The 14,486-nt window shown below is 44.6% G+C and carries 13 protein-coding genes; all 13 read right to left on the reverse strand.

Annotated elements, in window-relative coordinates:
* Nucleotides 1-165: 165 nt before the first annotated feature.
* Nucleotides 166-1,578 (reverse strand): family 43 glycosylhydrolase, encoded by a 1,413-nt coding sequence (locus tag AC58QC_RS00775; protein ID WP_497413304.1) that lies wholly within the window; start codon nt 1,576-1,578, stop codon nt 166-168.
* Nucleotides 1,579-1,835: 257 nt separating this feature from the next.
* Nucleotides 1,836-2,603, reverse strand: a complete 768-nt coding sequence (locus AC58QC_RS00780; protein WP_497413305.1) for an MgtC/SapB family protein — start codon at nt 2,601-2,603, stop codon at nt 1,836-1,838.
* 21 nt (nt 2,604-2,624) lie between these two features.
* On the reverse strand, nt 2,625-3,623 hold the full coding sequence (locus AC58QC_RS00785; RefSeq protein WP_497413306.1) for a CehA/McbA family metallohydrolase: 999 nt from the start codon (nt 3,621-3,623) through the stop codon (nt 2,625-2,627).
* The gene (locus AC58QC_RS00790) at nt 3,620-4,087 is read right to left on the reverse strand and encodes a hypothetical protein (RefSeq protein WP_497413307.1); all 468 of its coding nucleotides are present in this window, start codon (nt 4,085-4,087) and stop codon (nt 3,620-3,622) included. Before AC58QC_RS00790 ends, AC58QC_RS00785 begins: the two co-directional genes overlap by 4 nt.
* Nucleotides 4,084-5,019 carry an aldo/keto reductase gene (locus AC58QC_RS00795; protein ID WP_497413308.1) on the reverse strand — a complete coding sequence of 312 codons (936 nt, stop codon included), beginning with the start codon at nt 5,017-5,019 and terminating at the stop codon, nt 4,084-4,086. The genes AC58QC_RS00790 and AC58QC_RS00795 overlap by 4 nt, the downstream gene beginning before the upstream one ends.
* 101 nt (nt 5,020-5,120) lie before the next feature.
* Nucleotides 5,121-5,999, reverse strand: a complete 879-nt coding sequence (gene iolE / locus AC58QC_RS00800) for a myo-inosose-2 dehydratase (protein WP_497413309.1) — start codon at nt 5,997-5,999, stop codon at nt 5,121-5,123.
* A gap of 46 nt (nt 6,000-6,045) precedes the next feature.
* A complete protein-coding gene (locus AC58QC_RS00805) occupies nt 6,046-7,347 on the reverse strand; it encodes a CehA/McbA family metallohydrolase (RefSeq protein ID WP_497413310.1) in 1,302 nt (433 codons plus the stop codon).
* A 28-nt stretch (nt 7,348-7,375) separates the two neighbouring features.
* Nucleotides 7,376-8,155, reverse strand: coding sequence for an endonuclease/exonuclease/phosphatase family protein (locus tag AC58QC_RS00810; protein WP_497413311.1), 780 nt, complete (start codon nt 8,153-8,155; stop codon nt 7,376-7,378).
* A gap of 36 nt (nt 8,156-8,191) precedes the next feature.
* Nucleotides 8,192-9,079: a carbohydrate ABC transporter permease gene (locus AC58QC_RS00815; RefSeq protein ID WP_497413312.1), complete on the reverse strand. Its 888-nt coding sequence runs from the start codon at nt 9,077-9,079 to the stop codon at nt 8,192-8,194.
* An 18-nt stretch (nt 9,080-9,097) separates the two neighbouring features.
* Nucleotides 9,098-9,988: an ABC transporter permease gene (locus AC58QC_RS00820; protein WP_497413313.1), complete on the reverse strand. Its 891-nt coding sequence runs from the start codon at nt 9,986-9,988 to the stop codon at nt 9,098-9,100.
* 89 nt (nt 9,989-10,077) lie between these two features.
* Nucleotides 10,078-11,748, reverse strand: coding sequence for an extracellular solute-binding protein (locus AC58QC_RS00825; RefSeq protein WP_497413314.1), 1,671 nt, complete (start codon nt 11,746-11,748; stop codon nt 10,078-10,080).
* A gap of 202 nt (nt 11,749-11,950) precedes the next feature.
* Complete coding sequence (locus AC58QC_RS00830) at nt 11,951-12,736, reverse strand: response regulator transcription factor (RefSeq protein WP_497413315.1); 786 nt, start codon at nt 12,734-12,736, stop codon at nt 11,951-11,953.
* Entirely contained in the window at nt 12,736-14,466 is a 1,731-nt protein-coding gene (locus AC58QC_RS00835; protein ID WP_497413316.1) for a sensor histidine kinase, read from the reverse strand. Before AC58QC_RS00835 ends, AC58QC_RS00830 begins: the two co-directional genes overlap by 1 nt.
* Nucleotides 14,467-14,486: the final 20 nt, after the last annotated feature.

Below are 14,486 nucleotides of genomic sequence, written 5' to 3' on the forward strand. Positions count from 1 at the left end.
TGTATGCGATTGTCCGGTATCAAGCTCCAGCCGATCCATCATCGCGATCACTCACTTTATCGTTATTATGTTTTTGCCTAACCTTACCTAATCTTATTCTCACATGCTGGTTCGTATGCTGTCAAGATGGCTTAAAGCCCAGTTGTTGCTTGTGAAATGAATTCCCTACCAAGGCATAATATCAATCGAATCGATCTCTGCATAATTCGTATCACGGGTGAAACGAATGGTATTCGAACCGGCATTCAAATATACTTTTGCCGAGGCATTCGTCCAGTGGTCCCACCCCGAATTCGCGATACTAAAATTACTGCCCGCTCCTCCGTTGACGGAAAGCTTAAAGTTAGCCCAGACCCCATATCCGCCTGAAGTGCCATTATCGGTTCTTGCCAGTACTGTATAATATCCGGAAGTTCCAACAGTTACGTTGAATTGAACATAACTGCTGCTGTTATCAATATGTCCTACTTTGGCGCCATTCGATGCGGAGGAATGATAGGCAACCGAAGCAAGTCCGCCTAAGGTAGCCGACTCCGCCTCATAACGATCACGAGCGGGTTCCCCAGCAGGTAAAGCGATCGGCGTATTCGGTGCCGCTGGGCTTCCGAAGTTCGGCGTATTATCCGCATTCCAGGTGAATTTCTGAGCACGAATTTCTCTGTTCCAACCCGCACCTGGTTGTCTAGCTGTATGATAGACAAGCCAATCTTCAGTCCCGTTTTTGGATTTCGTAAAGCTATGGTGACCTGGTCCATATAGACCATTGCCGCTCTGGAAAACAGGGCTTGTTCGTTTCGTCCATGAACTTTCCAAGAGCAGATTACTTGAAGTGCTTGATGTCGTTAAGCCTAGACAATAGGAATCCAGCCAGCTGCCGCTAGCTGAGAAGACCACGTTAATTACCCCATTACGAATAATAACTTCCGGCCCTTCATTAACGTGCGGAGTAGCATTCGTTTCCCAGCTGTATTGCGGCCAAGCAATTTGTGTACGAGTCGAATTGATCTGGGTCGGACTGCTCATCGAAGCGATATACAGATTCTGATCTGTATTTTGATTCGCGCTGTTCCAGCCGGACCAGATGAAATATAGCGCTCCATTGTTGTTCAGAACCGTTCCATCGATTGCCCAATCATCGTTGCCAATCGCAGTTAACTTGGTCGGAGCACTCCAAGTACCCGTGGTTGGATCCGCGCTTGAATTGGAAATAACGTACATCCTATGACTGTTATTATCTCCTGCAGCATTATCACGGGCAAAATAAATATACCAAACGTTGTTAATCTTCGTGATTTCAGGTGCCCATACGTCGCAACAACCTGACCACGCTGTAATCACTGTACCAGCATCCATATTGGTCAAATAATTGCTTTTCCAGACTTTCACTTCACTGCCAGTTGTATACGTGGAGTAGTAACTATTCGTGTCTTTGTAGACTGAGACATCTGCACCATTTTGCACAAGCACATTGTAGAAGTTGGAAGTTGCAGCGAGAGCCGAGCTTGTAGGAAGTAATACCGAAAGAATAACAGAGAGAAGCGTAAGCCTTGTTAGCCATTTTGAAAATGGGTTGTTCATTGATTATTCCTCCTTAGCTAAAGTATTGAAGCATTCAAATCGAGCCAATGTTAAAGCCCTACTTCTTCAAGCCTGCGATCCCCCCTCTCCATGATCCATACATTCATGCTAACGCTTTCATTTTGAGGATGTAATGACATAATTCATGATTCATTAGACATTTTTTCGATTCTTTTTGGGTGTACGTGTCCAAGCAAAAAGGCAAGAGCCCAGTACTTTACTGGACCCTTGCCTTCGAATCTGCCAAATATGTTGCGTTAATGCGAACTCACCGTATTTATCGGTCGCTTGATTTGAAATCCGTCCAACCACGGAGAATCAGCTGACAAAACATATTCTGAACGATGAATTTCATCTAATGCGGCTAACAGATTGCCTTGCTCTGGAGCCTTCATCGTGAAACAGAGCTGCATAACTGGCTTCGCATGACTGTTTCCTGATTCTTCCGTATCAGGTATGATTTTCATCTTCATAATTTGAATGCCATGTTCGCCTAAAATGGATGCAATTCTGCCGAGTACACCTGGATGATCCAGTACCTTAACGGTAATCTCATGAACACGACGGTTTCTTAGCAAGTGTTTTTCCCACTTATTTAATAGCAGCAAACTGACTAAAACCATGAAGGTACACAGCACTGCTACGAAAAAGAAACCTGCTCCAACGCAAAGCCCCACAGCAGCAACCACCCACACAGAGGCCGCCGTTGTCAGACCACTGATAACAGAACCGTTCCGTATAATGGCTCCGGCTCCAAGAAAACCGATACCGCTGATTACTTGCGCCGCAAGTCTAGCCGGATCAGCCCGCACATTCGCTTCATTAACAAATTCTGAGAATCCGTAGATGGAAAGCAGCATGATCGTTGTGGAGCCTAAACATACGAGAATATGTGTACGAAATCCGGCAGCATGATTACTCCATTCCCGCTCCAGTCCAATGAGTCCACCCAGTACAGTTGCGGCTAACAGCCGGATCATTAGGTCTAAGTGAGAAATATGCCAAACACTGGAAACAGCATTCATTGCTTCCCCTTCTTCCCTCATTCATTTTATATAAATAGGATTCGTAAATCCGATCATCGTATGGACACGATGAAACGTCCCGTACATTTCGGCCCGAATCCAAATGACGCCTTCTAAATCAGCTGAAATTGCTATTTCCTGTTCCACGCTAGACAGTTCACACACCGCAATTTCACCTTTATTGCTGTTCAAGCGTATCGTTATAGGGGGGTCGATCGACTCCCATTTACGATCCCTCACGGTAAAGTCAACCCCGAGCACGATCTCGAATCGTTTTGTAGAAATCATGTCTCTACACACGGTTTCACCGATTCCAGCAAGAAACTTTCCTTCCGCTCCACGTATGTATAGCAGCGGAAGCGGACCCATGGAGACGCATATTGCCCCATTGCGCAATGCGTTTAAGACACCAGATTCTGCCCCCTCTTCCTCGTTCATCTGAAGAAACGTTGCGCAAACAGGATCCTTCACTGGGTCTTTGACATGCCAATCCCTTCCGCTTGTAGCCGAGATCTGGAACCCGCGATTAAGAAGATCGGTCCATACAGCGAAAGCTCGAATATTATTCCGTTGGATTGAAGGAAATAAGCCTGACCAAACCTCCATATAGTCAACTTCACTCCAATCGGAAATCTCAAACTCCCAAAAACAACCCGTACACATCGGGCTGCCAACACGGAACGGATGAGCAATTCCAACTACGCCACCTTGATTATGAACGCCATTAATTCCCCGGGAAATATGAAAGGGGCTTAAATTCCGCCAATCTACATAGTCACGAATTCCCAATGTAACCATATGGCCAAAAAATGTTGTCCATTCAAGCCCTTGTATAATGTCAATACCGATTAGCTCCTGAACTTGCTCTCTGTCAGCAAGACCCGTCATTGTATTGTGGTCCGTTAATGCGAAGCCGGCAAATCCAAGTGATTTAGCAGCCTCTGCGAGTTCGAGAAGTGATTGCTTACCATCACTATGAAATGTATGCGTATGCAATTCGTAGGGTAACCAGCGGGTCATGAGGGTTGTCCTCCTTCCTCGATACGCAAGCGGTAACGAACTTGCTCCGATACAACACAGTGCAGACTTATGGTCACACGCAGCTGCCCTCGAGGAATTGGTCCAGGAATTAATCCTGGCGACGCATCTTCCCGATGAATTTTCAATCGTTGGACTGGATCATGCCGATGGCCAGCCCCGCGAAATCCATTCTCGTCGTCGAAAGAAAGCGTAAGTAAATTCTGCAAAGGCAAGTACGATCTCCAATTGAGCTGACTTGCCTCCAAGTGTTCCGGCAGCATGTAGCTCTGAAGCCCTTGATCAATCAGTTCTTTCGCTTTCTCTTCATCTGCCAGTGTTTTAGGATCATAGGCAAAATCAACATACAATTCATCCACATTCGTGTGAAGATGCAATGTATAGGTAATATGGCTTTTCGAGCAGCTTGGAGTTACAATGCCTTCTGCCGATAGGAGTATCTTCACAGTTCACCACCACGTTCAAGCCAGCGCACTTCCTGTGCCGTTAGCACAAGATCCGCTGCTGCGCGATTCGCGTGCAGCTCCTCTAATGAATGGGCAGCTACAATCGCACAGGTCGGAAATGATTGATTGTTCACATAAGCTAATGAAATCTGCGCTAATGTTACGCCTTTGTCCTCCGCCAGTCGTTTGGCTCGATCTAGCCGTTGCCAATTCAACTCATTGTAGTAGACTCGGACCATTTCTTCGTTATCGAGACGATCTGGTGAAAAGCGCCCTGTCAAAAAGCCGGCGGCTAAAGATGACCAAGAGAAGAGCGGGGTTCCCGTTTGCTCGTGCCAAGCGCAAGTCCCTTCATCGGCCGAAACACAACCTGGCCACCTGGGCATGTTTGGCTTGGCTAAGCTTAAATTCGTGCTGCTGAAGGAGAAACCAATCAGTCCGCTTTGCTCAGCATAATCGTTGGCCTTTTGGATCCGATGATGCGTCCAGTTAGAGGCGCCGATCGCGCGGATTTTCCCAGAAGTAATATGCTCATTCAGGATATCAATGATCGGTTCAACGGATACTTCGGGATCGTCGCGATGCAGAGCGTAGAAATCCACATAATCAGTTTGTAACCTCTGCAAACTTTCTGTCAGGTCACTTGTAATCGCTTGGGCATTCACGCGTGGACCGTTCGCATCATGATGCGCCCCCTTCGTCAGGATATGCATCCTTTCACGATTGCCACGTGACTTCATCCAATTGCCGATGGCTTTCTCACTTTCTCCCGCCCTGTAGCCATGTGCCGTATCCACCGTGTTGCCACCAGCCTCAACATAGGCATCGAGTAAGGTGTCGACTTGATGTTGGATCGTAGGCTGAAAGTAATCAGAACCCAGAATCATTTGAGAACATGTAGACGAAAAGCCGGGAATGGATAAATGTTTCATAGGTGTGTGCTCCTTCATCCGTTTAGGATCGTGATTTCCTCTTGAAATAGGTATACACGTGCCCCTGGATGCAGGAAGCACCAGGGGCATAATGTACCGAGTTATGTTGTTATTGTTTTCAAGTATTCACATGCTTGCTCAGCATACTGAACAGGATTCGCAATGTCTGGATTCTGTTCAGCTTCAATAATGATCCAGCCTTCGTAGTTGCGTCTATTCAACTCTTCAAAAATAGCTTTAAAGTCAATACAACCATCTCCAGGGACTGTAAACACGCCTCTTCGAACACCTTCACGGAAACGGAAGCCGTCTCTGAGATGCTCTTCCAACGCAGTTTCCCGAACGTCTTTCAAATGGATATAAGCAATCCGGTCAAAGTGTGTTTGTAAAATATATAACGGATCGCTGCCACCATAATAGGCGTGACCAGTATCGTACAACATATGAACCAACTCAGGGTCCGTCATTTCCATCAAACGAGCAATTTCTTCGCCCGTCTCAACCACGGTTTCTCCATGAAAATGGTACACAAGCTTCATGCCAATATCTTTACAGTACTGCCCGGCTTTATGTAAACCTTCTACCATATGTCCCCACTGTGCATCTGTCAGCGGTTCGACACGGACCCTGTTATTGCTTAAATCCTCGAACTTACTACTGGATTCACAAGTTACAACGTGCCGACAACCCATGGCTTTCAGAAAGTCAGCATGGGCGCGAAATGCATCCATTTCTTCCTCATGTCGAGACGGATCACTGAAATGAACGGATCTCCACTGCGAAGTGAGAACCATATTTTTACCGGCTAATAACTGTTTGAGCGCTTCAACATCTCGTGGAAATTTACGGCAAAATTCCGTTCCTTCGAATCCGAGACTTGCCATTTCCGTAAGCACTTGCTCGGCCGTATAGTGGTTTCCATACTCCTTGATGTCTTCATTAACCCAATTAATGGCGGAAATGCCATATCGAACCTTCACCTATATATCCTCCTATACGTCCTAACGGATTCGAAGTGTATGCACTTCAAAAGGCTTGGAATGATGATTTGTCAAAATAAATCGGATTCGTTAACGCAGCCAATAGCGTCATATTAACCTCTTTGAAATGCCGCCAAATTTCGGCGCGTACAAACGTTGTCCCCTGTGCATCAATTGGGATGACAAGTTCTCCAGCAGAGGACACTTCGACTTCCATTTCCAAACCAACATTACTGATTAGTTTTACCGTATCTCCGACCAACAGATCCCGAGCATGGAAAGTAACCTCTCTGCTTGACTCTCCTGCTGGAACAACGTCTCCCATCATATAAGTACCACAATTCAACTGTACAAAAGGTCCTTCCGGCGCATATGTAATCAGCACATGCCCAAGGCCAATGGCATGCAAAATGCCGTCTACGGTTTTCTCAGCAGCGTACACCCATGTACAAGGCATAGCATGTCTCACAAACGGATCCGGACGATGCGTATCGCTTCCGCCAACGGCAACAAGTCTTCTGCCGGAGACGAGCTGACTATGCCACCAGTTCAGCGCCCGAGCATTACGCTCAGCAAAGGGACCATTCCACACTTCTACCCAATCGTGATCAACATTGAAATCCCATTCCCATGGGCAAAATTCGCAGTGCGGATGATTGATGACGATTTTGGCGCCATTTGCACGCGCTTCTGCAATCTTGGCGTTGACATCTTCCTGATCTTTCACTCGAAAATCAAGAATTGGATCTGTGATACCTAAGAAATTACTATGTCCGAAGTTCGTTGTAAACTCCATTCCAGGTATCATAAGGACATTGGTATTTCGCGGATAAGTCAGGTTTTGGCTGACTGTATTGTGATCGGTCATGGCAATAAAATCACAGCCGAGCTCCTCCATAATTGCCGCGTTTTCTTCTAACGTAAACGTGCCATCACTGTTCACGCTATGTGTGTGCAGATCACCCTTCAGCCAGCGAGGAGTCTTAAACAGAAATTCGATGGTAACGTGAACCGAACAACCTTCGCTCGGCACCTTGTAGGCGTTATGCAATACCGCCCAGTCGCCTGGCGTTAAGTCGCCCGCCATATAGCCAGGCGTCGCTTTATCCAGTCCAACACAAAAGGCTTTGCGCGCGCCACCGCTCCAGCCTCTCACTCTGTCCGTGTCCCTCAAGCCCAAGTCGATGATAGCCCTCTGTTCGCTGTGCGATTCAATCGTATACGATACCGCCAGCTCTTCAACATGTTCAGGCATTTCAAAAGGTACTTCGATATAAGCGCTTTGCTCCGAATGGGCAATGTTACGCGTAATTGTCATTACTGAACGTTTTCTTTCCTCATGTTTCATCAATTGTTCTCCTTGATATGCTCCGTATTTAGGATAAGCGCACAGATGCAATGATCGGATAATGATCTGAAGGGTAGCCCCCTGAGATCTGCGTTCGATCGACGATCGTTTCCAACAGATCTACCTCAGGTGATACGAAAATATAATCAATTGGCGCCTCGTCTGCTCCGCCATTGAAGTCGTGCGCAGTTCGACCTACGGTTCCTTCTAAAGCGTTATAAGCATCTTTTAGCCAACCATTTGGACCTTCTCCCTCCGACTCCCCGGTTAAATAGCGGATCGTTGGATTGTTTGGATGACTATTCATGTCTCCTAATAGAATGACGGGTAATGCATGCTCGGATTTATGTGAGCGGATATAATGCCAAATGACTTTAATGCCATTTTCTCTCGCTTCTTGGCTGTGATGATCAAGATGAGTATTATACACGAGAAATTCTTTGTGACTTTTCATGTGCTTGAATCGAACCCAAGTACACATTCGAGGGAACATGCTATCCCAACATATCGATGCGGCAACTTCCGGTGTATCAGATAGCCAGAAATGTCCCTCTTCCAGAACTTCCAGTTGATCACGCTTATAGAAAATTGCATTATGCTCATCCACATGCTCGCCAAACCGACCGATACCAATCCAATTGTACGCTGGCAACTCTTCGTGAAGCTCGGTTAGCATGTCATGATAACCTTCCTGTGTGCCAAAAAGAATGGGATCGTGCTCGTGGATATTTTGAGAAACACGCTTTACGCGAAAGGGCCATGCATTGGCCCCATCCTTCGGCTCGTTGTACCGCAAATTGAATGTCATGACCTTCCACTCCACCGAATTTCACCTCTTGATTGATTATTCTTTGACAGAACCAAGCATGATGCCATGGATAAAGTACTTTTGCAGGAACGGATAAATAATCAGAATCGGCACCATGGACACGACGATCTTCGCAGCATTGAGTGTTTTATCCGATACTTTCATTAGTAACTCAAGCTTCGATGAATCAAGCTCTAACATTGTGTTCTGACTTACGACTAGCTGCTGAATATACGTTTGCAGCGGATAATATTCCGCACTGCGCATAAAGATCATGCCGTCAAAGAACGCATTCCAATGCCCGACAATGCTGAATAAAGTAACTGTCGCCATTGCTGGCAACGAAAGCGGTAGATATACTTTGATCATCATATACCAAGGCCCCGCACCGTCCATGTACCCCGCTTCGCTCAGCTCTTTCGGCAAGTTTCGGAAGAAGTTCATTAACAAAATAACGTTAAAAACCGGCACAGCACCCGGCAGCACAAGAGCCCAGATGGTATTGAACATCCCTAATGACTTTACCGTCAAATATAATGGGATAATCCCGCCGCTGAACAGCATTGTGAAGAGCATGAACCACATATATACGGTCCGGTGAGGAAATTCCTTGCTGCTTCTCGATAATGGATACGCCATCATAACAGTCAACACGAAGTTGATTCCGCCACCTAGTAATACCCGTTTGACTGAGACGAGAAACGCATTGAAAAAATGAGGTTCTTCCAGAATTTTTCGATACGATGCCAATGTGAAGCCTACAGGCCAAAACTTTACTAATCCTCCTGCCGCTGCCGCGTTGTCGCTAAACGAGACGGAGAACACGTGTACAACAGGTCCAAGCGACATGAATGAGATAACTAGCATGACCAAGATGAGAACTGTTTCAGTTACTTGAGCCGATATCGTTTTATTTCGTACCACTGGTATTCACCTGCTTCATTAGAAAATTCTGTAATTTGCGTATTTATAGGCAACTTTGTAAGAAATAATAATCAGTATGAATCCGATCATCGATTTCAACAGACCGACGGCTGTAGCTAAGCCATATTGCGCCTGTACTAGACCGACCCTGTATACATACGTATCGATAATATCGCCTGATTGGTAGACAAGCGGATTATACAAGTTAAAAATTTGATCAAATCCTGCGTTCAGGATATTACCTATGCTCAGGGTAGCCAATAAGACAACTGTCGGAACCAAGCTCGGCAATGTGACATACCATAACTGCTTCAATCGATTAGCGCCGTCTATTTCAGCCGCTTCATAGAGGGAAGGATTAATGCCAGCTAATGCAGCTAAATAGATGATGGCAGCAAATCCAAATTCCTTCCAAATATCAGAGCTAACCACAATCGTAGGAAACCAACTGTTTTTTGCCAAAAACATGATCGGTTCGAAACCAAACATTTTCAATGCACTGTTAATGATGCCGTCTAACGACAACATATCCATCACAACGCCCGCCAATATGACCCAAGAAATAAAATGAGGCAGGTACACAACCGTCTGCACCCATCTTTTGAAGATGCTGAATCTGACCTCATTGAGCAAAATAGCAAATGTAAGTGGAATGATCAGATGCGCGATTATTTTACATACAGCAATAAATACCGTATTAAAGAAAATCGTTTTACTGTCTTCCATTTGAAACATGTAAGTAAAATTTTCAAACCCAATCCAAGGGGAGTGCCAGATTCCTAAACCAATTTTGAAATCTTGGAATGCAATTGCGATACCGAACATCGGTATGAGTTGAAAAATAATAAGAAGCACAATACCCGGCAGGAGCATCAAATGGTAGTGCTTGTAAAATGATTTAATGTTCATAAGTGATACACCTCTGGTTCCAGCTTATACAATTTGATTGTAGAAAGAGCGCACTACCAATAGGTCAGGGGGTGCGCTCTTTCCATTTATTATTTTTTAGATTTACTTAGTTCATCTGTTACTTCTTTCGTGATTTCGTCGCCGCCTTGTGCTTTCCAATCGGTAACGAACTTATCAAACGCATCAAGCGGCTTCTCGCCCATTACGATTCCGAAGAACGTTTCTTTCTCCAACTTTTGCAAATTAGCCCATTTTCTTTCCATCGTTTTGGTGTTTGCTGTAAATTCGCTGTACACCTTATTCATGTTCTGTTTCAGCAAATCTGCTGGTACGGTGTATCCAAAATAGCCAGACCAATCTTTCAAATCTGCTTTAGGATTGGCTTTGTCACGAGTTGCCTTCGCGAACAGCTCTTTCATTTCTGGATTAAGATCATCGGGCTTGATTTGTCCGCTCATAGCTTTTTGCAATGTATCGGACTTCCTTTCAACAGCATCCGCAAAGTCGTAGGTCGCATTTCCGATCGGCCAGTATTCTGCGCTAACTGTGAAGTCTAATTTCAAAGCGTCTGGATCTACTTTACGCTGAGCATTGATAAACGTATTCGCGTAAACCATCGCCGCTTCAGGGTTTTTCATACCTTTCTTCACAACGACAAATTGTGTGCTTACCGGCACCATCATTGTGTTCACTTTGCCTTTAGCATCAGGGATTAAATACGGTACGAAATCAACCTTTGGATTGAGCTTCATCGCATCGGAAGCCAAACCACCTGACCACCATGGTCCGAAGAACATCCCTGCTTTACCAGAAACGATATTCTCGTTCGGATCTTTGCGCAGCGCAAATTCCTTATCAATTACACCTGCCGCGTACATATCACGCAGTTTGCTTAGCGCTTGTTTCGTTTCAGGAGTTAACGAAGCATAAACGACCTTACCGGAGCTATCCTTGATCCAGTTCGAAACACCTTGTACCCCACCGGACGGATACGCACCGAACGCTTGGAAAATACCCTTGAAGTCGCCCCGTTGCGCTTTCCCGTTAACAGCCAATGCATTTTCGTAACCGGCGATTCCAATTGTATCCGCTTTCCCATTGCCGTCTGGATCTTTCTCTATAAAAGCTTTCGCGATCGCAGTAACATCGTCAATCGACTTCGGCGGCTGCATTCCTAATTTATCCAACCAGTCCTTGCGTAACCACACCATACTTGCAGCATCGGCCTGTACGCTAATATTCGGGATACCCATCAATTTGCCTTTGTAGGTTGCTTTCTCAAGCGCTTTGTTGTTCGTTGATGCGTACAATTCCTTTGTTAATGGGGAAGCATATTTATCATAAACTTTAGTCAAATCCTCAATTTGACCAGCTTCAGCTAGCGACAGGAAGGTTTGCTCGTTTACTAGCATCACATCCGGTAAATCGTTACTCGCGATCGCCAGTTTCATCTTTTGATCATAATCCTGAGGAGCCGCATACCATAAAATTTTAAAGTTGATATTGGTTTTTTGTGAGATATATTTCATGTACTGGTTACTTTCAACGGTATCACCAGCCGGCAACTTCGCCCCAGGGCTTAAACTTTTGAAAGTTGTAACTTCAATCGGATTCGGCATTTTGAAAGGGTCTACTTTAGCGTTTGAATCTGCTGCCGTTTGACCGCCGCCATCCTTGCCAGTCCCTCCGGTGTTGCTTGAACAAGCTGTCATCAGAACTGCGATTGCCATCATGGAAATTAGAGCCTTTTTATTTTTCATAATGCCCCTCCTCTTTAAATACCTTACATTTACATCTTAAATAAAATGAAAGGCTTTCGGGTCAATTAATGTCTTATGTTTCGGAGCAAATCGTCTCATAATCGGCATTCTGGGAACGCTCAGTAGACAAAAGTGCACTTTGTAGGAGACGATTTGAGACCTTGTCCTATTTGGTTATGTTTTAGCCAGTTAAGATTGGCACTCAACCCTGGCTCTTGCGAAACTCACCAGGCAGCATCCCCGTCAACTCCCGGAATACTTTGCTAAAATATTTTTCATTCGGATATCCTGCTTGCGTGGCGATCCAACCAATCGATTTCCCTGTCTGACTAAGCATGGATTTCGCATGATTCACCCGCACTTCACGGATATATTCGTTAAACGTTTTCCCGGCAATATCCCGAAAACAGCGACTGAAATAGCTGCGACTCATGTTCACCCTTTTGGCGATATCCGGCAATAAAAGATCATTTTGAAACTCAGCATGAATGATTTCTACTGCCCTCCAAATACTTTCATTCACTTCAGGAGAATAAAGCCCCTTGTCCTCCTCGGCAAAAGTTGTACTGCCTTGGATCTGCACTTTCGTGTCCCTTGATCGTATATTCTGATCCTTCATTTTAGCTACAATTCTTCTTAATACCTCGTCCATTTGCTCATGTTCAAGCTCGATCTTCGTAATGTAATCCAGTGCCCCTAGACGAAGCGCTTCCTGAATGAGTTCAAAATCCTGATGAAACGTCAATACGACCATGCTAATATCCCTATACTTTTCTTTCACACACCTCATTAAATCAATACCTGACATAACAGGCATCGCTAAATCGGTAATAAGCAAGTCCACTTGATTATTCTCCAAAAACTCCAACGCTTTTTTACCGTTACCAGCTTCACCTACGACCTCTAAATCATGCTCGTGCCAAGGCATCATCATGATGAAACCTTTGCGTACCAAGTGATCATCGTCCACAACCATAACTTTTATCATCAGCGAACACCTCCTATCGGAAGACGAAGTACGATCGTCGTCCCTGAGCCAATTGTGCTTTCAATATGGAAGCTTGCGGCTGATCCAAATTGGAACTTCACCATTCGGTATACATATTGCAGCCCAATCCCCATGCCTACCTTCTTTTTCTCAAGCGTATTTTCGCTCATCAATTGTTCAATTTCGTCCTCTGTCATCCCGTCTCCATTGTCTTTCACCTCAATGATGACATGTGACTCGCCATCTTCTATCACTCTGACTTCGATAACGCCATTGTCTCCTAAGCCATGGTATAACGCATTTTCAACAAGAGGCTGAAGAATAAACCTGGGAACGGGTAGTTCAAGTGACTTGGAATCCGCCTGAATCTTCACATCAAAATGAAAGTTATATCGGATGCCTTGCAGCTCAACATAGTTTTTTAAAGCGTCTATTTCATCCTTTATTTTGGCTGGTCCGCCTTTACCGAGATTATAATAGAGCACTTTGTTCAAGGTGGACACCAAACGATCAATATCTTTCTGTCCATTCGCACGAGCCAGCCAGCGAATCGTATCAAGCGTATTGTGAATGAAGTGAGGATTGATTTGAGTCATTAGTTTCTCGACTTCGAGAAACGCTTTACTCTGTTCCTTCTGCTCCACCTCGCTGATTAATTCGAAAATTCGACTTCTCATTTCTGCAAACTCTTTGTAAATGACAGCAAACTCTGAGATCTGAGATTGTCTTCTTGGGAAAACCTCGTTGTTACTTTTTACATTGCGAATATCCGTACTTAGTAGTTTGAGCGGACGATATACTGTTCGCCAAATGAGCCAAGCAATGAAGAAACTTGCTATAAGCGTTAAAATGGCAAAAAAGACAAACTGTTTCATCCACCTATAGACTTCGAGGTTGTATACGGAATTCGGGACAGCAGCCATAACTTTCCAAGTTTGATTGCTTGATTCCTCGAACATTCTATATTTGCCCGAAATGTCTTTATTCGAATTGTTGTCGACATATACCATCCCTACTGGAAAATCAGTGGAATTCTCACTATATACAATTTTGCCATGATTATCGACGATGAGATGAACCAAGTTGCCACCGAATTGATCGTTGTCTTTGAGGATACTTTCGGCCAATTTAAAATTAGTTTCAATATAGACATAAACATCATCACGATCCGGCAGTTCGACTTTACGCAGGATCGATAGAACCTGATTGCCGTCAATCGGATTTAGAGAAAGATGCGGTCCCATATAGGTAAGTTTATCGAATTTAATAAGTATAGGAAGCTGCTTAAGGTTATAATTGTCACTCACGCTAAAATTCTCAAACAATACTTGATTATCATTTTCAAAATAATAAAACATCAATCCAAGGGTCGGATTCGTAAAATGAATCAAGCCTAACTCGCTTCTGATCTCGTCGTTCAATCTTTTCTTCTCATAGATATCCGCTGCCAAATAGCTCTCAAGGTTTTTGCCAACCCTTCCATCAAAGGCGAGCTGCTGCGAAGTGTGATTTAACTGGCCGAGTGTATCTTCAAGCAATAACCTTACTTGATGCAAATTGCTTAAGACTCCGCCCTCAGCTTTATTTTGTAAAATGGCATACATGGAGAAATAAGAAATGCTTCCAATAAGAATTAACGGCGCAAGAGAGCTAATAAAAAGGATAAGGATTAGTCGGTATTTCAACGAATGCGGCTTCGGTTGAAAAACCGGAATTTTGAATATTGTCATAACTTAGCCTCGCTTTGTTT

Source organism: Paenibacillus sp. J22P51 (assembly GCF_059692215.1).